15 protein-coding genes and 1 pseudogene are annotated in these 20457 nt (G+C 67.1%); 3 read left to right on the forward strand and 13 right to left on the reverse strand.

Going from position 1 to position 20457, the window contains the following annotated elements; translation table 11 throughout:
• Window positions 1-2: 2 nt before the first annotated feature.
• Together ABZS43_RS20690 and ABZS43_RS20695 are read right to left on the reverse strand one after the other, a co-directional pair.
• Window positions 3-401 carry a helix-turn-helix transcriptional regulator gene (locus ABZS43_RS20690; protein ID WP_355037540.1) on the reverse strand — a complete coding sequence of 133 codons (399 nt, stop codon included), beginning with the start codon at window positions 399-401 and terminating at the stop codon, window positions 3-5.
• A gap of 73 nt (window positions 402-474) precedes the next feature.
• Window positions 475-1713 (reverse strand): molybdopterin-binding protein, encoded by a 1239-nt coding sequence (locus tag ABZS43_RS20695; RefSeq protein ID WP_355037541.1) that lies wholly within the window; start codon window positions 1711-1713, stop codon window positions 475-477.
• A gap of 439 nt (window positions 1714-2152) precedes the next feature.
• Here ABZS43_RS20695 and ABZS43_RS20700 point away from each other — a divergent pair, with 439 nt between their 5' ends.
• Window positions 2153-2887 carry a protein phosphatase 2C domain-containing protein gene (locus ABZS43_RS20700; RefSeq protein WP_355037542.1) on the forward strand — a complete coding sequence of 245 codons (735 nt, stop codon included), beginning with the start codon at window positions 2153-2155 and terminating at the stop codon, window positions 2885-2887.
• Window positions 2888-3093: 206 nt separating this feature from the next.
• Here ABZS43_RS20700 and arc read toward each other — a convergent pair whose 3' ends face one another.
• Window positions 3094-4854 (reverse strand): proteasome ATPase, encoded by a 1761-nt coding sequence (gene arc / locus ABZS43_RS20705; protein WP_355037543.1) that lies wholly within the window; start codon window positions 4852-4854, stop codon window positions 3094-3096.
• Between the two features lie 178 nt (window positions 4855-5032).
• On the opposite strand from arc, the gene ABZS43_RS20710 reads away from it, so the two are divergent.
• Entirely contained in the window at window positions 5033-5581 is a 549-nt protein-coding gene (locus ABZS43_RS20710; RefSeq protein WP_355037544.1) for a hypothetical protein, read from the forward strand.
• A gap of 77 nt (window positions 5582-5658) precedes the next feature.
• On the opposite strand, the gene ABZS43_RS20715 is transcribed toward ABZS43_RS20710, so the two are convergent.
• The gene (locus tag ABZS43_RS20715) at window positions 5659-6492 is read right to left on the reverse strand and encodes a tRNA (adenine-N1)-methyltransferase (RefSeq protein WP_355037545.1); all 834 of its coding nucleotides are present in this window, start codon (window positions 6490-6492) and stop codon (window positions 5659-5661) included.
• A gap of 115 nt (window positions 6493-6607) precedes the next feature.
• Between ABZS43_RS20715 and ABZS43_RS20720 the strand changes: the two genes are divergently transcribed.
• The gene (locus tag ABZS43_RS20720; RefSeq protein WP_355037546.1) at window positions 6608-7516 is read left to right on the forward strand and encodes a PD-(D/E)XK nuclease family protein; all 909 of its coding nucleotides are present in this window, start codon (window positions 6608-6610) and stop codon (window positions 7514-7516) included.
• 99 nt (window positions 7517-7615) lie between these two features.
• On the opposite strand, the pseudogene ABZS43_RS20725 reads toward ABZS43_RS20720, so the two are convergent.
• From ABZS43_RS20725 to metH, 9 genes and pseudogenes are all read right to left on the reverse strand, one after another.
• Window positions 7616-8498: pseudogene (locus ABZS43_RS20725) on the reverse strand (putative sulfate exporter family transporter).
• A gap of 345 nt (window positions 8499-8843) precedes the next feature.
• Entirely contained in the window at window positions 8844-9695 is an 852-nt protein-coding gene (gene hisG, locus ABZS43_RS20730) for an ATP phosphoribosyltransferase (RefSeq protein WP_355037547.1), read from the reverse strand.
• Between the two features lie 65 nt (window positions 9696-9760).
• The gene (locus tag ABZS43_RS20735) at window positions 9761-10024 is read right to left on the reverse strand and encodes a phosphoribosyl-ATP diphosphatase (RefSeq protein WP_355037548.1); all 264 of its coding nucleotides are present in this window, start codon (window positions 10022-10024) and stop codon (window positions 9761-9763) included.
• A gap of 163 nt (window positions 10025-10187) precedes the next feature.
• Complete coding sequence (locus ABZS43_RS20740) at window positions 10188-11993, reverse strand: choline/carnitine O-acyltransferase (protein WP_355037549.1); 1806 nt, start codon at window positions 11991-11993, stop codon at window positions 10188-10190.
• Between the two features lie 189 nt (window positions 11994-12182).
• On the reverse strand, window positions 12183-13010 hold the full coding sequence (locus ABZS43_RS20745) for a class I SAM-dependent methyltransferase (RefSeq protein ID WP_355037550.1): 828 nt from the start codon (window positions 13008-13010) through the stop codon (window positions 12183-12185).
• A gap of 34 nt (window positions 13011-13044) precedes the next feature.
• Entirely contained in the window at window positions 13045-13905 is an 861-nt protein-coding gene (locus tag ABZS43_RS20750; RefSeq protein WP_355037551.1) for an arpA protein, read from the reverse strand.
• 191 nt (window positions 13906-14096) lie between these two features.
• Complete coding sequence (locus ABZS43_RS20755; RefSeq protein WP_355037552.1) at window positions 14097-14768, reverse strand: HAD family phosphatase; 672 nt, start codon at window positions 14766-14768, stop codon at window positions 14097-14099.
• Between the two features lie 30 nt (window positions 14769-14798).
• Window positions 14799-16415: a serine/threonine-protein kinase gene (locus ABZS43_RS20760; RefSeq protein WP_355037553.1), complete on the reverse strand. Its 1617-nt coding sequence runs from the start codon at window positions 16413-16415 to the stop codon at window positions 14799-14801.
• Between the two features lie 394 nt (window positions 16416-16809).
• Window positions 16810-20406: a methionine synthase gene (gene metH / locus ABZS43_RS20765; RefSeq protein ID WP_355037554.1), complete on the reverse strand. Its 3597-nt coding sequence runs from the start codon at window positions 20404-20406 to the stop codon at window positions 16810-16812.
• Window positions 20407-20457: the final 51 nt, after the last annotated feature.

A 20457-nucleotide genomic window follows, 5' to 3' on the forward strand; every position in this document is an offset into this window, starting at 1 on the left:
CGTCAACTTTCCGGAATCTCGACCACGACATGGGTGGACTTCACCGAGGCGACAGCGATGGTGCCGACTTCCACACCGAGCTCATCGACCGATTCCCTGCTCACCAGCGACACCAGCCGAAATGGTCCGGCCTGCATCTCGACCTGCGCCATCACGGTGTCCTTGACGACCCTGGTGACGATGCCGCGCATCCGATTGCGCGCGGACGCCGCGATCGTCGTCCCCGGCGCCGGGGCCTCGGCGTTGACTTGCAGGAATTGGGCGAGTTCACGGCCGCTGACGCCCTTACGTCCGTTGTCGAGCTGGATCGCGTTCAACCGGCCCTGATCGATCCACCGGCGCACCGTGTCATCGCTGACACCCGCCAGAGCGGCCACCTCACTGATCCGTAAATTCGACACGATCGACATCATATTGCCGTATCCACGGAATAGATAACCGAACAGATCCGTGAACGCCGATCTACTCGCGCGATTACCGCGGAAGGGGTAGGAGCGCGGCGACGCTGCCGCGACCGCTGTGCGGTCCGAGCAGCGCCAACGCTTGGCAGCCGATCAGGTCGGCCAGGTGCGAGGTGTGCACCGGACCGATGCTCTGCCACACCCCACCGGGCAACTGACGTACCGGCACCACCGCGGTCACCTCGTCGCCCGATCCGGACCGGTCGCTGATCCGCCCCCACAGTTGTGGTCGCGAGGTGCGCGCGGTCAGCGCGTCCACGATCGCCGGGCCGCTCACCAGCAGTGCTGCCACCGCGGCGAACGGATTGCCCGGCAGCGCCAGCAGCACGGTGCCGTCGGGGAGCAATGCCACGATCTGCGAACCGCCCGGGCGCATCGCCACCCCGTCGACGACGATCCGCGCACCGATCTCAGCGAGCACACCGCGCAGATGATCGGCCGCACCGCGCCCGGTCGCACCGGTGACGATCACCATCTCGGCGTCGCGCGCCTGTGTCAGCCACGTGTGCATATCCTCCGGCCGGTCCGGCAGATGCCGAACAGACCCGCACGCGATATCGCAGGCGTTCAGGAACTGCGGCAGCACCGGCGTGAGAGTGTCGCGGGTCTGGCCTTCCGCGAGCGGGCCGCGCGGCCGGATCTCGTCACCGGTGACGAGGACGTCGGCCCGGACGGGTCCGCGGACCGCGGCCATCGGCGCCTCCGCGCTGGCCGCCGCGGACACCACCGCCACGCACACCCGAGTCCCCGGCGCGACCAGGATCTCCCCGCTGTCCCACTGCTCACCGCGGCGGCGCATATCGTCTGTCATGGGCGCGCCCGGCACCCGCCTGACCACGCGTCGCCCGGACGTCCGCGCTGTTTCGGCGAACTCGTCGCGCACCACCGCCGTCGTCCCGTTCGGTGTCACCGCGCCCGTCGCGATCCGCACCGCCGCCCCCGTCTGCAACGGCCGTCCCTTGCCGTGGCCCGCGACGCGGACATCCGCGCGCAGCGTCCACCACGGACCGGGACCGCTCACCGCGTACCCGTCCATCGCCGCCGTATCGACCCGGGGCAACGGGGTACCCGTGAGCAGGCTCGCCGCCAGCGTCGCACCGAGCGAGTCGGCGAGTAACGCGAAACGAGCCGGGAGAGCGGTCACTTCGGACCGGATGACATCGGCGACGTCATCGACGCCGATCGGCGGCACAACCACACTCTCGACGCTCGCGACAGTCTCCGGCCCGAACTCAGCCCGCCCTACGCTCACATTTTTTCCGTCCGCTCGAAAATCAATCTGTAAGGCGAGTAGATCCTCATCTTCGGAGATGACGTGCAATTTTCGCCGTAGTTGCCCGACGGTCACCAAACGCTCACCCCGCGGTCCCCGCGACAGTGCGTTGTCGGCCCGACCCGGCGACGGGCCCCATCGGCCGCGCAAGCGTGCTGGTCGGCGACCGGATGCCGACACGCGGTGCGCTGTCGTCGGCGGCATTCTCGGTGTGCGGCGTGGTTCTCGGGGTATTCGGAGATCATGAGCAGCCGCCGCGACCCCCTTCCGCAATGGGCCGGGTTCGTAGGATACTTCGGCTACGTCCAGTTCTCAGCAAGCCCACAGTCATCTCTGGCGCATGCCACGGGTTGACGAGGTGAACTGGTATACAGTCCGGCCGTTAGGCCGGCAGCGACCGATCCCAGGAGGTCAGGCCGTGAGTAACGCGATGACGACATCCCGCCGTGAGCTGGTTCGACTCACCGGTATCGCAGGCGATTCGGTGAGCAGGCGCGGACTGCGGTCGATCAATGCCGACGCCGTCGCCTCGTGGACCGATCCGATCAACGGACGTGTCGCCTTCGTCGTCGCCGACGGCGTCGGGGATCACCTGCTCGCCGCCAGGGCCGCCCGCGCCGCGGCGACCGTGGCCGCCGAGCACGGTGCGCGCGAGGGAGCGGCGGCGGGCGTCCTCGCCGCGCAGCGGCACCTGCTGCGCGAGTTCCCCGAACCCAAGGCCGATAGCGCGCTGGTCGTCGCGGTGCTGCCGACCGCCGACAAACCCGACTGTTCCGCCGATATCGCCTGGGTCGGCGACTGTCGCGCCTACCGCTGGAACGGGCGGATGCTGCATCAGATCACCACCGATCACACCCTCGCCGAATATCTGCGGATGCGTGGGCAATTCGCCGCGCCGCGCACCGATCACATCATCACCACCACCGTGCGCACCGTGCGCGAGGATCAGATCGGCCGCGCCGCCACCGGCTCCAGCAACGGCCGGATCCTCCTCAGCACCGACGGGGTGCACAAACGCCTCGATATCGCCACGATCAAGACGATGCTCGCCTCCGGTGAATCACCCAGTGCGACAGCGGAATCCATGGTGGATTTGGCGCTGCGCAGCGGCGGGCGGGACAACGCCTCCGCTTTCGTCGTCGACCGCAACTGATCGGTCCGAACTCGGTAGCCCGCGAACGCATCCGGTGACCGCACACCGAGCCGCCGCGGACTCAGTTGTGCCCGTGAGTTCCCGTGGGCACTACCCACCACGGGGGCACCGTGGTCGCCGAATCCGGTGACGCACAGAAGTATCCGCGCCGTCACGGAAAAGCCGCGCCCCCCGACGGAGACGCGGCTTCCCGGTTATCGACCGGCTTACAGGTACTGGCCTGTATTCGACTCGGTGTCGATCGCGCGGCTGGCCGAGGCGTTCTTACCCGTGACCAGCGTGCGGATGTAGACGATCCGCTCGCCCTTCTTACCGGAGATGCGAGCCCAGTCATCCGGATTCGTGGTGTTGGGCAGGTCCTCGTTCTCGGAGAACTCGTCCACGATCGAATCGTAGAGATGCTGGATGCGCAGACCCGGATTACCGCTGTCGAGCACCGCCTTGATGGCGTACTTCTTGGAGCGGTCCACGATGTTCTGGATCATGGCGCCGGAGTTGAAATCCTTGAAGTACAGGACTTCCTTGTCACCGTTGGCGTAGGTGACCTCCAGGAAGCGGTTGTCCTCGCTCTCGGCGTACATCCGGTCGACGACCCGCTCGATCATCGCGCGGATGCAGGCGACCTTGTCACCGCCGAATTCGGCGATATCGTCGGCGTGCAGCGGCAGGTGTTCGGTGAGGTACTTCGAGAAGATGTCCTGCGCCGATTCGGCGTCGGGCCGCTCGATCTTGATCTTCACATCGAGACGTCCTGGCCGCAGGATCGCGGGGTCGATCATGTCCTCGCGGTTGGAGGCGCCGATGACGATGACGTTCTCCAGGCCCTCGACCCCGTCGATCTCCGAAAGCAGCTGCGGCACAACGGTGGTCTCCACGTCGGAGGAGACACCGGAACCGCGGGTGCGGAAGATCGAATCCATCTCGTCGAAGAACACGATCACCGGGGTGCCCTCGGAGGCCTTCTCGCGCGCACGCTGGAAGATGATCCGGATATGCCGCTCGGTCTCGCCGACGAATTTGTTCAGCAGCTCGGGGCCCTTGATGTTCAGGAAGAACGACTTGGCTTCCTTGGCATCCTCACCGCGCGCCTCGGCGATCTTCTTGGCGAGCGAATTGGCGACCGCCTTGGCGATGAGCGTCTTACCGCATCCGGGCGGACCGTAGAGCAGCACGCCCTTGGGCGGGCGCAGCGCGTACTCGCGGAACAGATCCTTGTGCAGGAAGGGCAGCTCGACCGCGTCGCGAATCTGCTCGATCTGCCGGGAGAGGCCGCCGATGTCGTGGTAGTCGACGTCGGGCACCTCTTCCAGGACGAGGTCCTCGACTTCGGCCTTGGGGATGCGCTCGAACGCGAAACCCGCCTTGGTGTCGACCAGCAGGGAATCACCGGGACGGAGCTTGCGAATGGGCGAATCGGGATCGTCCAGATCGTCGTTCTCGGCGAGTTTGGACAGCGGGCCCGACAGCCAGACCACTCGTTCCTCGTCGGCATGGCCGACCACGAGGGCACGACGGTTGTCGTCGAGGATCTCGCGCAACGTGCCGATCTCGCCGACCGCGTCGTAGATGCCCGCCTCGACCACCGTGAGCGCCTCGTTGAGGCGAACGGTCTGGCCGTACTCGAGCACGGCGGTGTCGATATTCGGCGAACAGGTCAACCGCATCTTGCGTCCCGAAGTGAACACGTCGACCGTCTGATCGTCGTACACGCCGATCAGAATGCCGTATCCACTCGGTGGCTGACCCAGCCGATCGACCTCCTCACGCAGCGCCACCAACTGCTGGCGCGCTTCCTTGAGGGTGTCCATCAGCTTCGTATTGCGAATGGTCAGCGAATCGATGCGGGCTTCCAATTCCCGTGCGTGATCCGGCGAATCGGCGAGTTGCCTTCGGAGCGCAGCCGCCTCGGCGCGTACCGCCTCGAGCTCTCTCCAGGCCGCCGAATCCGAATTCTCGATGGGGCTCATGTGCTGCTCCTCCCAGTCCCGGTCTATCAACGCTACCGGGCGTGGTCAATTCTCGCTTTCCGACATGGTTTCTTCGTGATCACATCTGCGTGCGATCGGCGACGGAAGGACCATGTTAGCCTGCCCTAACCCGAACGTGGCGAGAGCTCTCGTCGATCGAGCCGAAAGGTTGCCAGCAATGCTCCTTCCCACCAGAACCCTCCGTGTCTGTGTGGTCGCCGCCGCGGCGGCCGTCGCCGTTACGGTCGGGCTCACCGGATGCGGATCCGATGACTCCTCCGATACCGCGTCCAGCACCTCGTCGAAAACCTCGTCCAACACCACTGCCACCGCAAGTACCACGACAGGGGCGGCGGTAACCACCGGATCGGGGCAGGCCGCGAGCGGGACGCCGTCCGCCGAAGAACTGCAGACCACCCTGGCGATCCTGGCCGACCCGGCCAAGACGACCCAGGACAAGGTCGCGATCGTCGTCGACGGCGAGAAGCGGGCGACCAACATCGACACCATGACCAAGGCCCTCGCCGGCTACGGGGCGCTGAAGTTCGTGGTGAGCGATGTGAAGGTCACCGGCGATACCGCGACCGCCCAGGTGGTCATCAGCTCGCCGAACGGCGACGCCCCGCCCATGCCCCTGACCTGGCAGCGAGTGGGCGGCACGTGGAAGATCTCGGACGCGAGCGCCTGCGTCCTGCTCAGCTTCGCCCAGGCGCCCTGCACGCCGTAGTCGCACCCGGCCCCGTGCGTACCCGGGCAGGCACGGGGCCGGGAGCTCAGACACGGGGCAGGGAGCTACGGAGGGGCTCAGCCCTTCGAGGGGCGACGTTGGGGCTTCGGGGTCACCGTGCCCTCGGCGAGGCGTCGCGCGCTCACCAGGAAGGCCGTATGGCCCTGCATGCGGTGTTCTGGCCGCACCGCGAGGCCGACGACGTGCCAGCCGCGCACCATCGATTCCCACGACCGGGGTTCGGTCCAGCATTCCTGCTCGCGCAGCGCCTCGACCACCCTCGACAACTGGGTGACGGTCGCCACATAGACGATCAGGACGCCGCCTGGCACCAGCGCCTCGGACACCGCGGGCAGCGCGTCCCACGGCGCGAGCATGTCGAGCACGACCCGATCGACCTGATCCCCGTCGTACTTCGCGACATCGGCAACCGTCAGCGACCAGTTAGCCGGACGTTCGCCGAAGAAGGTCTCCACATTGCGCACGGCGTGCTCGGCGTGGTCATCGCGGATTTCGTAGGAGATGACCTCGCCCTCCGGGCCGACCGCGCGCAGAAGTGAACATGTCAGCGCGCCGGAGCCCGCACCCGCCTCCAGCACCCGCGCGCCGGGGAACATATCGCCCTCGTGCACGATCTGCGCCGCGTCCTTCGGGTAGATCACCGCCGCCCCGCGCGGCATCGACAGCACGTAATCGATCAACAGCGGGCGCAGCGCCAGATAGGGCGTGTTGTTCGTGGAATTGACCACGGTGCCCTCGTCTGCGCCGATCAAGTCGTCGTGCTTGATGCCGCCGCGGTGGGTGTGGAATTCCTTACCCGGCTCCAAGACGACCGTGTAGAGGCGCCCCTTGGCATCGGTCAGCTGTACCCGGTCACCGATGGTGAATGGCCCGGTCCGTCTGGCCGTCATGTATCTCCGTTTCGCTGGCGTGAAGGTGCTGTCGGCGCTCGCGAGGCCCTGCGTGCTCACGCAAGCGACCGCCGTTCGCGCCGCGGTGTCGGTATCGCCGGATAGCCTGCCAGGTATGCCAGCGCCCGTGTCCACGCCCCCTGCCGACGCCGAGAACACCCCGGCCGCCGTGTCGTCCGAGGTCCGCCGGCGTCCGGCGCTGTCGCCCTCGCGGGCAATGGATTTCAAACAGTGTCCGCTGAAGTACCGCTTGCGCGCGATCGATCGAATTCCGGAACCGCCCTCCCGTCACGCCGTGCGCGGCACCGTTGTGCACGCGGTGCTCGAAGACCTCTACGGACTGCCCGCGCCCGACCGGTCGCCCGAGCGCGCGGACACACTCGTCGGCCCCGCCTGGGAGCGGGTGCTCGCCGACCGACCGGAAACCGCCGAACTGTTCGCCGACGAGGGCGTCGACGGCTTCCTCACCGAAGTGCGCGCCCTGGTCGAGAGCTATTACCGGTTGGAGGATCCGACCCGCTTCGATCCGGAATCGCGGGAGGTCGGGGTGGAGGTGGAACTCGACGGCGTGCTGCTGCGCGGTTTCATCGACCGCGTCGACGTGGCCCCCACCGGCCAACTCCGGGTCGTCGACTACAAGACCGGGCGCGCGCCCGGACCGACCGGCGAGACCAAGGCGCTGTTCCAGCTCAAGTTCTACGCGCTTGTCGTGCTGCGCACCCGCGGCATCCTGCCCACCCAACTACGGCTGATCTATCTTGCCGACGAGCAGATCCTCACCTACGCGCCCGACGAGGAGGAGTTACTGCGCTTCGAACGCACCCTCGCAGCACTGTGGGCGGCCATCACTCAGGCCGGGCGCACCGGCGATTTCCCGCCGAACACCGGTTGGCTGTGCTCGTACTGCGAGTACAAACCGTTGTGCCCCGAATACGGCGGCACCCCACCACCATATCCGGGATGGCCCGCGGCGGGTGTCACCGAATCCGCCGATGAGGTGCTGGCGGAAGCGGTTTCGGATTGAGTTCGCGGCCGTGCCCGTCGACCGGTCGTGTGCGTCTCGCCCGTCTGGACGCGTCGTGCCCCCGGACCCGCTCGGTCGGGGTGGGGTGCACGACGCGAATCAGACGGTGAAGTCGTGGAACAGCAGCACCGACAACCCCAGGCCGACAGCCAGATTCACCACGGCGGCCGATCCGAATACGGCGATCGGCCGCCAGCCCGCCTCACGCAACCCGCGCAGCGAGAATTCCAGGCCGATGGAGACGAAGGCGAGGATCAGGAACCAGGTGCGCAGATCGTTGATGATCGCGATATGCGCGGTTCCGGATTTCTTGTCGACCGATTGCAGGTACAGGGTGCCGATCACCGAGGCCGCGATGAACGCGAGCACGAATTTCGGGAAACGAGCCCAGAACTGACGCGATGAGGGACGAGCGCCGCCCGCGACGCGTTCCACGCGCAGGGTGAAATACGCGGTGAGAGCGATCGCGCCGGCGGCGGCTACCGCTGCGGTCGTGTCGATATTGCCGCCGATCCACGCGCCCGCCACCTCGTCGGACAGGCCGAGAACGTCGGCGAGCCAGGGCAAGAGGAAGATCGATGGCAACGCGAAGATGATCACCAGCGAGGCCGCGTAGGCGATCTGCTCGCGGCGGGCCTGGACGGTCCCGCGGCGGTGACAAGGATTTTCAGATTGATGGAAGCGCCGAGCAGCACCACACCGGTCTTGATGAAGAATTCCGTGCGAAATCCCGCCGAAAGCCGTTCCCGTAGGTCCAATTTCGTCAATATCACATTGCCGAGCAGACCGATGGCGATGGCGTACACGGGATATTCGATCGATTCGCCACCCGCTGAAACGGGGTGTCCTTCACCCACCGGGGGATATGGATTTCGAGGTATCTCGTCAATGCGCCGAGTACGAGCACAATCGCGATTCCCGCCGCGATCTGCGCGACCGTCGGACGCGGAATCGCCTGCAATGCGGCGGTTTCGGACGCCACCGGCGAGCCGTGCGCCGCCTCCGCCGTCCGCGCGACATCGACCTTCGCCGAGCTCGCGGCAGCTATCGCCGAGCCATCGCCGTCACCCGATGTCCCCCTCACCGCGTCCGCCTCGGATTCCCCCGCTCCGGGAGCTTGCGCCGACATCAGGGCACCAGCCATTCCGGGATGGCCCCGACCAGAACCAGCGCGAATACCGACGCCGAAGCGCACCCACACCTGTTGCGTTCACCGTGAATCAATCACGCGGACAAGCGAATTTACCGCCCACCATTTCGAACCACTCGACCCCGCCCGGAGCGAGTCTTACGAGCGACCCGTTCGCGGCCCCCCGGCCGCCGAATCTCAGAAAGCTCGGCAGGAGCGGATATCTGTCGCGAGAATCGCTTTCGCGCCGAGGTCGGCGAGTCGGTCCATGACCTCGTTGCCCTGTTTGCGCGGAACGAGCGCGCGGACGGCGACCCAGGAATCGTCGGCCAGCGGGGAGACGGTCGGCGATTCCAGCCCGGGGGTGATCCGGACCGCTTCGTCGAGCAGGTTCCTCGGGCAGTCGTAATCCAGCATGAGGTACTGCTGGGCGAAGACCACGCCCTGGATGCGGGCGATGAGTTGGTTGCGGGGGCGGTCGCGGCGATCGGAGCCGGTGCGTTCGATCAGGACGCCTTCGGAATCGCACAGCACGTCGCCGAAGGCGATCAGGTTGTGCTGGCGCAGCGTGCGGCCGGAGCCGACGACGTCGGCGATGGCGTCGGCGACGCCGAGTTGGATGGAGATCTCCACGGCGCCGTCGAGGCGGATCACTTCGGCTTCGATGCCCCGGCGTTGCAGATCGGTGAGCACGAGGTTCGGGTAGGAGGTGGCGATCCGCTTGTCGTAGAGGTCTTCGATTTTCCATTCACGGCCGGCGGGGGCGGCGTAGCGGAAGGTGGAGCGGCCGAAGCCGAGCGAGAGCCGTTCCTGGACCGTTGCGCCGGAGTCGAGGGCGAGGTCGCGGCCGGTGATGCCGAGGTCGAGTTCGCCCGACCCGACGTAGATGGCGATGTCCTTGGGCCGCAGGAAGAAGAACTCGACCTGGTTGGCGGGGTCGAGCACGGTGAGGTCGCGCGAATCGGTGCGCGTGCGGTAGCCCGCTTCGGCCAGGATCGATGTGGCGGATTCGGAGAGAGCGCCTTTATTGGGGACTGCGACGCGCAGCATGGGAAGAGTGTCCTTTCGGGTGACTGTGTTATCGGCGGCTTGCCCCGGCATCGTGGCCGTGGCCGTCACAGATGTCGGTACACGTCTTCGAGCTTCAGTCCCCGGCCGATCATCAGCACCTGGACCCAGTAGAGCAGTTGCGAGATCTCCTCGGCGAGTGATTCGTCGCCTTCGTGCTCGGCGGCCAGCCATACTTCACCGGCCTCTTCGAGCACCTTCTTACCCTGGGTATGCACGCCCGCGTCCAACGCGGCCACCGTGCCGGAACCCTCGGGTCGGTTGGTGGCGCGGTCCTGCAGCTCGGCGAACAGGGTTTCGAAGTTCTTCACGGATGACCATTCTTTCAGACCCCCGCATACTCCTCGCACACCGCACCACCCTGCCGGTAAGGACCGGCGTCGCGGCCGTGGGGCGACGTGCGGGGATCCCACGGCCGCACCGTGTCGCTGCCGCGGCTCCCATGATCGGCGAGGCGCGGCAGCGGCCGGGTCGTCAGCTATCCGCGAGCAGTGCCTCCAGGTCCGCGACCGCGGTGCGCAGATGTCCGGCGAAGGCGTGCATTTGGTCGGCGACCGTGCGCGGGGTGGCCAGATACAGGTTCCAGCGGTCCGGGAGGAGGACGTAGGCGATGCCGATACATGTGGGGCTGGTCGAACCGAAACCGAAGTACTCGATGTTGACCGATGGCGCGGAACTCGTGCTCAGGTAGTCGTCGCGCATGATCAGCCAGCCCGGGCTGTCGTAGAGCGCGATCGGCTCGGTCACGCCCAGTTCGGCGCCCCGGCGACGCTGGATCCACTGCAGCTCCCACAGGTGCTGTTCCGGTGCGTCACCGGACTGGCATTGCCGTGCCCGCTCCACGTGCGCGGTCGCCGCCGTGCGCGCGGCGTCCAGCTTCGCCGCGGCATCCAGCGCGGGATCCTCCATGGCGTCGACGAAGGCGATCAGTTCCGGGGACACTACGCGCATCGCTTCGGTGCGGCCGTTGCGGTACTGCCTGGTGGCGATCGATTCGTAGGTGGCGCCGGTGATGCCCTTGCTGCGGCGGTGCGCGAGCTGGTAGCTCAGTTGCGCGAAGGCGTCCGGGGAGATCTTCAGCTGCTTGGCTCGCGCCGTGCCGAAATTATCGAAGGACACCGTTGTCGTGGCGTTGTCGGCGGCGTAACGGGCGAAATCCGCGCCCGCCGCCGCGATACGCGCGCGCAATGCGTCATCGAGGGTGAATTCGATCGGCGTCACGGCGGGCGCGCCCTGCTTCTGCGCGCCCGAATGCGCGGCGTGCTCGGCGGCCGATGTCTCGAGGAGGGTGTCGACGAAGGACAGGATGGTGGTGCCGTCCAACCCGCAGTGTTCGACATTGATCCCGGCCTGGCCGTCTTCGAACACGATGAACGACACGGATTTGTCGAACCAGCGGTTCGCGCTGTCGCCGTGCAGCAGTTGGTCGCAGGCGTGCAGGGTGTCGCGTGGGCTGAAATCCTCCAGGCAGAGGCAGAACAGCGCGGTTTCGAGGGTGTCGAGCGCCTCGATATTCGCGGGTTCGGCGCGCAACGCCGCACGGTCGGCCGCCCATTCGGCGCGTGCCTCGGTGGTGAGATGACCGACAGCGGGGCCCGGATTCGCACCGGCCTCGCGCACGGCGCGAAGTCCTTCGGCGAGATCCTCCAGCGCGTAGGGTGCGCCCTCCGGTCCGATCACATCCATTCGGAAGATGTTGCCGCGGAAGAACACCGCGATGTGGCGGGCGGTCGACGGGCCGGGTGCGGCGTCGCTGTAGGGCACCCGGACGGTGTCCTGCGGATCGCCCGGAATCCTCGTTTCGGAGAACAGGTACTTGTTCTGCCACATCGACAGTTGCTGGCCGCGCTGGGTGACCGGCGCGATGGCCTCCTCGTCGAGCGCCAATTTGTAATCGACGGCGGCGCAGACGATCGCGGCGGCGCGCTCCACCTGGTTCGCGCCGGTGGAGGCGGCGAGCACGGTGTCATCGCGGAACAGGAAGAAGAAGTTGGCGTTCAGGGCGATCCGGTCGCGTCTGCCCAGGTACCGGGACGGCCAGAACTGGTCGAGCCAACTGCCGACGCCGGGGGTGGCGTCGAATTCCCGCAGCGCCGCGTGCAGGACGCGGGCCGGGCTGTCCACGCGCAGCAGATCGTCGACCGCCGCGCGGGTGGTGGCCAATTCGTCGTCGGTCAGCAGCGGGGCGCACCACTGTAGGAAGCGTTCGCCGCTGTCCTCCAGTGTGGGCAGGGGTACCCGGGGCAGGTGGTCTTCGGCGGCGAAAGTGCGGTCACTCAAGTCGGATTCCTCGGGTGCGTGGGATGGGTTCGGGAGAGACTGCGGTGGGGTCGACGGCCCGATACGCACGGCACGCCTGTTCCACTACAGATCCTCGGCGTCGAGCCGAGGTTTGGGAAGGGTTTGGGCGCGTGTCGTCCGCCGCACCCGCGCGGCTCGGTGGCCCGCGCGGGCGGCTCGTCGGCGTTCTCAGGCGTCGTCGCCCGGTGCCGGAAGTGGACGCGAGAGGTACAGCCCGGCGTAGAGCCAGCCCTCGGCTTCCCTTCCCGTGGTATCGATTCCCTTGTCGGCCAGGGTATTGAGTACCTGCTGCCGTTCGTCCGCCGAGGCGAATCGGCGTTGCTCGAACAGTCCGGGGGCCTGTTCGGTGCGGTAGCCGAGCGCGGCGAGTTCCTGCTCGATCGGCGCGAAATCGAACATCCGCAAGACGAAATGCGCCATCCAGGGCCTGCGACGCGGATGCGCGGTGGCGATCCTCGCGAGGGTTTTCTCCGTGACGTAGCCGATGCAGCCCGTGGAGATCACGATATCGGCCGAGGCGAGCACCCGACGTTGCTCTTCGGTGGGATCGGACGCCTCGAGGTCGGCGTGCACGAAGTCGTGCAGGAAACCCGCTTCTCGCGCGTACGCCAGAGCGGGGCGCGCGGCGTCCATGCCGAGGAATCGGATATCGGGACACCGGTCGTCCTCGGCCAGGCGGGCCCGATCCCTGGCGATCAGGGCGTGGCGACCGGATTCCCCGCCATCCCGGTAGTGCTCGGCCAGTTCGCCGATGGTGGCGCCGGTGCGCAACAGCGCCGCGTTGACACCGTAGGAGCAGCCGATATCGAGAACGGTCGGCACGCAGACCCGCGCCGACGCGCGGTATTCGCGAATCTGCTGCTCGAAGAAGGGTTTTGCCAGTTCCGGTATGCGATAGTCCAACTCGGACATCCGGGCGTAGTACTCGCGGGGATCGGCTCGGTCGTAGATATGGTCGAAGGAGGCTTTCCCGGTCGTATGTAACGGCACTGGCACGCGTGTGTTCCTCTCGGTCGAGCGCGGAGATCGGCTAGTCGAGTAGCCGGTCGCCGCGGACAACGTCGGCCGCGGCTAGGTGGTCCGGCAGCACCCGGCCGAACAACTGACGGGTGCGTTCCACGGTGCCGATGACACCGGGCCGGTCGGTATAGGCGAAGATCGCCGAATGTCGTTGGTCGGCACCGGCTACCGGTGAGACGCGATGGAGTGAGAAACGCCCGCGGAACAATTGCAGATCGCCGGGGCGCAGGTCGAGCCTGCGGACGAGCCGCTCCCCCGACCCCGTCAGGACAGCACGGACGTCATCGAGGTTCTCGGCGTGCGGTGAGCGGATATTCGGGCAGTACTCGAAGATTCCGCCGGATTCCGCGGGTTGGGTCAGCATGCTGACGGTGAATTCGTTGGTGTCGAAATGCCAGGGATGCGACATGCCCGGCGCCACCACGTTCAGGCACAGTCCGGCCAGCGGATCGGCGAATTCGTGCAGTTCGGCCAGGCCGAAACACTCGGCGATGAAACGCTGGAACTCGGCGCTGGTGTAGAGCCGGTGGATGAGCGCGTCGGCGGGGATCCGGTCACGCGGGACGAAGGCATTGCCGCGCTCGAGCACGATCCGAGCCGGATGATCCTGCGGGAGTTCGGAATCCAGCGGGATGTTGTAGGCGTTCACCCGCTCGACCTCGTAATAGGCGTGCGGCGCCATCGCCTCACCTTGTGCGCGCAATGTCTCGATCAACGCGGGCCGGATGAATTCGCGCAGTACCGTGCAGCCGGATTCGTCCAACTCCGCCCGCGCCCGCGCGACGGCCGCGCGACACCGCGCCGACCCCGGATCCGCGAGGGGATATCGCGCGGCATCGATGATCTCGTCAAGAACCCCCGTCGCTGCCATTGCGCCATTTTGGCCGAGCGCGGGCCGACACGCCCGGGGATTCGGAAAAGTTGCCGGTGACTACGGTCACAGGTACTAGCTGCGATCACTTGCGTTGCGACACAGTAACTCTCACAGTGGCGTAAACGGGATCGGCCGGAATCGACCGCACTTCCCGGGCCGACAGCGACCACCTCGGCCGCGCCGGCTGGTCAGATGCGGGCGCGCAGAGCGTGTTCCAGATCCGAAAGCGACAGACCGAGCAGGGATTCACGGAAGATCCGGCCGGGAGCGGTGGGCACGGCGATCTCGCACGGGATGACCAGGACCGCGCAGCCCGCCGCCTGCGCGGCTCGGGCGCCGGTCGGTGAATCCTCCACCGCGACGCATTCTTTCGGGTGCAGGCCGAGGAGTTCGGCGGCGCGCAGGTAGACGTCGGGTTCCGGTTTACCTTCGGCGACCTCGTCACCGCAGACCGAGATATCGAAGAAGTCGCGGCCGAGCGTATCGAGACCGAACTCCGCAAGCGACCGCTTGGTATTGGTGACGAGCGCCGAGGACAGGCCCGAGGTGCGCACGAGCGACAGCGCGTCCTTGGCGCCGGGACGCCACGGGATCGGCCCGGTCATCAACTCGGCCACGCGGACCTCGAGGAAATGGCCCGCCGCGCGCATCGCGTCGGGGGTCGGCTCGACGCCCAGAGACGTGAACAGGATGCGCAGCGCGTTCGGACCCGAAGCGCCGATGAGCGCGTGCCGGATCTGATCGGTCATCACACCGCCCAGTTCCACCGCCAGCTCGCGAACGCCGATATCCCACAGCTTCTCCGAATCCAGCAGCGTCCCGTCCATATCCCACAGAACCGCGGCGAGTCGCGCTGTCACCCTGGACTTCTCCTTCGATTCCGATCCGGATCAGGCACTCGACGCGGAAATGAGCAGACGCCCACCGTCGGCGGCCACCTGGAACCAGCGACTCTCCGTCGCGGTGCTTCCATCGTTCTTGACGTAGGTGAGCGACGCGGTCGCCCCCTGGTTGCCGTTCGGGGTCACGCTGTTGACCCGGATCGAACGGATCGACGACCAGAAGGACGCGTAGGCGTTGTAGCCGCCGGTCTGGGCCTGATACGCCGGGGACAGCTGGGCCCACGCGCCGGCGATATTGCCCGGCAACATGCCGTAGTACCCCTGGATGAAACTCGCGATCTTGTCGGGAGTCGGCGGGCCGCTCGGCGTGGTGCTGACCGTCGTGGACGACGAGGTGGTCGACGAGGTAGTCGTGGTCGAGGACGGCGCGGCAGGCGTGGTCTGCGGCGGTTGTTCCATGACCGAACCACTGTCCGCATCGGAGGACGGCGCGACCGCGGCGCTGGTCGACTCACCCCCGGCGGGCGACGTGGCGGTCTGCGCTTCCTTGTCGCGATTCTGCACGGTCACGATGAGGACGATGACCACGAGCAGCGCGACCACGGTGGCGGCGCCGACACCGAGGAGTCGCTTATCCGGGCCGCCGGGACCGGTGCCGCCCGCGATCGTGCCGCCGCCCGGCCGCACCGGCGGCGGTGGGGTCGGGGTCGGCACGAATTCCGTGGCGTCGTCGGAGTTTCCCGGGATACCCGCGGTCGAGGTGGCAAGGATGGCGGTCGCCCCGTGGTCCGTGCCCGGCGCGGGCAGCACCGCGGTGACCGCCGGTGTCGAGGAGAGCGTCGGAACCCGGCCCGCGGCAACCGCTTCCAGGGCCTCCTTGGCCTCCTGCATGGTCGGGCGGGCGTCGACGGTCCCCGCGAGCAGTCTCATCAGCACCGGGGCCAGTGGCCCCGCGTGGCGCGGCGGCGGGACCTCGCCGCGGGCCACGGCGTGCAGGACCGCGAGCGGATTGTCACCCTCGCCGAACGGCGGCGAACCCTCCACCGCGGCATACAGTGTCGAGCCGAGTGCGAAGACATCGGACGAGGGCTCGGGGTCCTCCCCGCGGGCCACCTCGGGCGCGAGATAGGCGGGGGTGCCAGCGAGGAATCCGGTCGCCGTCACGGTGACGTCCCCGACGGCGCGCGAGATACCGAAATCGGTGATCTTCACGGTGCCGTCGTCGGCCACGAGCAGATTGGCGGGTTTCACATCGCGGTGCATGATGCCCGCGGCGTGGGCGGCGGCGAGCGCGGCGGCAGCCTGCGCGCCGATACGGGCGACTTCGATCGGAGGCAGAGTGCGCTTGCCGGAGAGTTTGGCCGCCAGACTCGGCGCGTCCATGTACTCCATCACCAGCCAGGGCTGGCCGTCTTCCTCGGCGACGTCGAAGACCGTGATGGCGTTGGGGTGATGCAGCCTGGCCGCGATCCTGCCCTCGCGCATCGCGCGCAACTTCGCCTCGAGCGCCTGCGAGCGCGAGAGGGTGGAGGCGAGCACCAACTGTTTGACAGCCACCGTGCGACGTAAGCGGACGTCGGTACCGCGCCACACCACTCCCATGGCTCCGCTGCCGATCGGGTCCGCGAGCCGATACCGTCCAGCGATCAAGCGATCCGCCGTCATGTGGTTGTGCCCTCCTGCGCCACGCCGAGCCATCCAGTACGACCGCGCGTCAGGAAGATCCTGTGGCCTTCGAAAATCCTACGCGCCGTACTGCTTTGCACCCACACAACCCAGCGTTGGCATCCGCCGACTGCTCCGGATGCAGTTGCAACATTGTCGACAATGACATACCCACCCGACAGACATCCAGCCGCGCCCGAGCGTATACGCGGACCGCTGCGCCGAACAGGGTGGGGCGACCCGGCGAACGCACCATGCCGAGCAGTGCGCACCGCCTCCGATATCTGTTCGACACTAGCGTATTCCAGGTCCGAGTCCAGGTCACGAAGGGTGCGGCGGCGGCCGACCGCGCCGGATCGGCCGGCGGTGAGCACCATCACAGTCCCGGCCGAGTTCAGGCGTTGAAGTACTTCGCCTCCGGATGCAGGAGCACGAAGGCGTCGGTGGACTGCTCCGGGTGCAGCTGCAACTCCTCGGACAGCACCACGCCGATCCGCTCGGCATCGAGCAGATCCACCAGCTTCGCGCGATCCTCCAGCTCCGGGCATGCGCCGTATCCGAAGGAGTACCGCGCGCCGCGATAGCCGAGTTTGAAGTAGTCCTGCACGTCGGTGGGATCGGATTCGGCGATCGAATGCCCTTCCAGCGTCAGTTCCTCGCGGACGCGCCGATGCCAGTACTCGGCCAGCGCCTCGGTCAACTGCACGCCGATGCCGTGCACCTCGAGGTAGTCGCGATAGTTGTCGGCGGCGAAGAGTTCGTTGGCGAAGTCGGCGATCGGCTGCCCCATGGTCACCAGCTGGAACGGCAGCACATCCACCTGCCCGGTCTCCCTTGCCCGCGCCTCGGAACGCAGGAAATCGGCGATGCAGAGGAAGCGGTCACGCTGCTGGCGGGGGAAGGCGAACCGGTGCCGCGGCGCCGCGGCGGGATCCGGCTCGGCCAGCACGATGACCTCGTCGCCGTCGGAGACCGCGGGGAAATAGCCGTACACCACCGCGGCATGCTGCAGCACGCCCTCGGTGGACAGCCGATCCAGCCAGTAGCGCAGCCGCGGCCTGCCTTCGGTTTCCACCAATTCCTCGTAGCTCGGTCCCTCGCCGCCGCGCTGGCCGCGCAACCCCCACTGCCCGAGGAAAAGCGCCCGCTCGTCGAGCAGACCCGAATATTCCTGCAGCGCGAGACCTTTTACGACGCGCGAACCCCAGAACGGCGGCGTCGGCACCGGCAGATCCGCCGCGACATCGGAACGTTCCGGCACCACGACCGGTACTTCCGCCGCCTTACGCTGTTCGGCGATGCGCTTGGAACGCTCGTGGCGAGCCTTGCGTTCGGCCACCTTCTCCCGTTCGGCCACGGCTTCCGGGCTGTTCGGATCGATGCCGCCGCCCCGTTTGACAGTCATGATCTCGTCCATCAGGCGCAGGCCCTCGAACGCGTCGCGCGCGTAGTGCACGTCGCCCTCGTAGACCTCGGTGAGATCGTTCTCGACGTAGGAGCGGGTCAGCGCGGCTCCGCCGAGCAGCACGGGGAATTGGTCGGCGACGCCCCTGGTGTTGAGCTCCCGCAGATTCTCCTTCATCACCACCGTGGACTTGACCAACAGTCCGGACATGCCGATCACATCGGCCTTCTTGTCGACGGCGGCGTCGAGGATCGTCGCGATCGGCTGTTTGATGCCGAGGTTCACCACCTCGTAGCCGTTATTGGACAGGATGATGTCGACGAGGTTCTTGCCGATGTCGTGCACATCGCCCTTGACGGTGGCGAGCACGATGCGGCCCTTCCCCGAATCGTCGGTGGCCTCCATATGCGGTTCGAGATACGCCACGGCCGTCTTCATGACCTCGGCGGACTGCAGGACGAACGGCAACTGCATCTGGCCCGAACCGAACAACTCGCCGACGGTCTTCATGCCCGACAGCAGCGTCTCGTTGATGATCCGAAGCGGGGGAACCTCTTTCATGGCGGCGTCGAGGTCGGCCTCCATGCCTGCCTTCTCGCCGTCGACGATGCGCCGTTCCAGCCGGTCGAACAGCGGCAACGCGGCGAGTTCCTCGGCGCGCGAGGCACGCGAGGACGACGTCGACACCCCTTCGAACAGGCCCATCAGCTTCTGCAGCGGGTCGTAGTCCTCGCGACGGCGGTCGTAGATCAGATCCAGCGCCGTCTCGCGCTGCTCCTCGGCGATGCGCGCCATCGGCAGGATCTTCGAGGCGTGCACGATCGCGGAATCCAGGCCCGCCTGCACGCATTCGTGCATGAAGACCGAATTCAGCACCTGCCGCGCCGCCGGATTCAGGCCGAAGGAGATATTCGACAGGCCGAGGGTGGTCTGCACTTGCGGATGCCTGCTCTTGAGCAGCCGGATCGCCTCGATGGTCTCCATACCGTCGCGGCGCGATTCCTCCTGACCGGTACCGAGGGTGAAGGTGAGCGTATCGATGATGATGTCGCTCTCCAGCAGACCCCAGTTGCCGGTGATATCGGCGATCAATCGCTCGGCGATCTCCACCTTCTTCTCCGCGGTGCGGGCCTGCCCCTCCTCATCGATCGTCAGGGCGACCACAGCGGCGCCGTGCTCGGCGACCAGTTTCATCGTCTGCTGAAAGCGCGATTCCGGTCCGGCGCCGTCCTCGTAGTTCACCGAGTTCACCGCACAGCGCCCACCCAGATGTTCCAGGCCCGCCCGCAGCACCGGGGTCTCGGTGGAGTCGAGCATGATCGGGAGCGTCGACGCGGTGGCCAGACGGCTCGCGAGCGCCCGCATATCCTCGGTGCCGTCGCGCCCGACGTAATCGACGCACAGATCGAGCATATGCGCGCCGTCCCTGGTCTGGTCCTTGGCGATATCCAGGCATCTCTGCCAGTCCTCGGCCAGCATCGCCTCGCGGAATGCCTTGGAGCCGTTGGCATTCGTACGCTCGCCGATCATCAGGACCGAGGCGTCCTGCTCGAAGGGGACGGCCGTGTACATACTCGACACGCTCGGCTCGTGCTCGGGATGCCTGCGCTCGCCGATCGGCGGCAGCGTCGGCTCGATCTCACGGATCGCGGCCGTCACCTGGCGGATGTGTTCGGGGGTTGTGCCGCAGCAGCCGCCGACGAGCGCCAAACCGAATTCGGAGACGAAACCGCGCAACGCGATCGCGAGTTCCTCCGGCGACAGCGGGTACTCCGCGCCGTTGGCGCCGAGGACAGGAAGACCCGCGTTGGGCATCACCGAGACAGGCACCTGCGCGTGCCGCGACAGATGCCGCAGATGTTCGCTCATCTCGTCCGGGCCGGTCGCGCAGTTCAGGCCGATCATGTCGATTCCGAGCGGCTCGAGCGCGGTGAGCGCGGCGCCGATCTCACTGCCGACCAGCATGGTGCCGGTGGTCTCCACGGTGACGTGGGTGATGATCGGGATGCGGCGGCCCAGTTTCGCCATGGCCCGCTGACTGCCGGTGACAGCCGCCTTCACCTGGAGCAGGTCCTGGCAGGTTTCGATCAGGATGGCGTCCGCCCCGCCGTCGAGCATGCCGAGCGCCGCCTCGGTGTAGGCGTCGCGCAGCGCGGTATAAGGGGCGTGACCGAGGGTGGGCAGTTTGGTGCCCGGCCCCATCGAACCCAGGACGTAGCGCGGCGCGCCGTCCGAACTCGGCCCCATGTCGTCGGCGACCTCGCGCGCCAGCCTGGTTCCGCGCTCGGACAGGTCGCGGATCCGGTCGGCGATGTCGTAGTCGGCCAGATTCGGCAGATTGCAGCCGAAGGTATTGGTTTCGACCGCGTCCGCGCCCGCCTCGTAATACGCGCGATGAATGGCGCGCAGCACATCGGGACGCGTGTCGTTGAGGATCTCGTTGCAGCCCTCCAGCCCACGGAAATCGTCGAGGGTGAGATCGGCGGCCTGCAACATCGTGCCCATCGCACCATCACCGATGACGACACGCCGGGCGAGCGTGTCGAGAAGCGTGGTATCGAACGCAGAGGAGTTGGACACAGACATGGCTACAAGCCTAGTGGGCGGGGGCGACAGTCTCGGCAGCTACGTCGCCGT

Origin of the sequence: Nocardia sp. NPDC005366 (assembly GCF_040606855.1) — a bacterium.
Lineage (GTDB): Bacteria > Actinomycetota > Actinomycetes > Mycobacteriales > Mycobacteriaceae > Nocardia.

What these genes read in the sequence shown, in the direction of transcription:
- arc (WP_355037543.1), bottom strand. Translation starts at nt 4,854, where the DNA reads ATGAGCCCCATCGAGAATTCGGATTCGGCGGCCTGGAGAGAGCTCGAG.
- ABZS43_RS20710 (WP_355037544.1), top strand. Translation starts at nt 5,033, where the DNA reads ATGCTCCTTCCCACCAGAACCCTCCGTGTCTGTGTGGTCGCCGCCGCG.
- ABZS43_RS20715 (WP_355037545.1), bottom strand. Translation starts at nt 6,492, where the DNA reads ATGACGGCCAGACGGACCGGGCCATTCACCATCGGTGACCGGGTACAG.
- ABZS43_RS20720 (WP_355037546.1), top strand. Translation starts at nt 6,608, where the DNA reads ATGCCAGCGCCCGTGTCCACGCCCCCTGCCGACGCCGAGAACACCCCG.
- hisG (WP_355037547.1), bottom strand. Translation starts at nt 9,695, where the DNA reads ATGCTGCGCGTCGCAGTCCCCAATAAAGGCGCTCTCTCCGAATCCGCC.
- ABZS43_RS20750 (WP_355037551.1), bottom strand. Translation starts at nt 13,905, where the DNA reads ATGGCAGCGACGGGGGTTCTTGACGAGATCATCGATGCCGCGCGATAT.
- ABZS43_RS20760 (WP_355037553.1), bottom strand. Translation starts at nt 16,415, where the DNA reads ATGACGGCGGATCGCTTGATCGCTGGACGGTATCGGCTCGCGGACCCG.
- metH (WP_355037554.1), bottom strand. Translation starts at nt 20,406, where the DNA reads ATGTCTGTGTCCAACTCCTCTGCGTTCGATACCACGCTTCTCGACACG.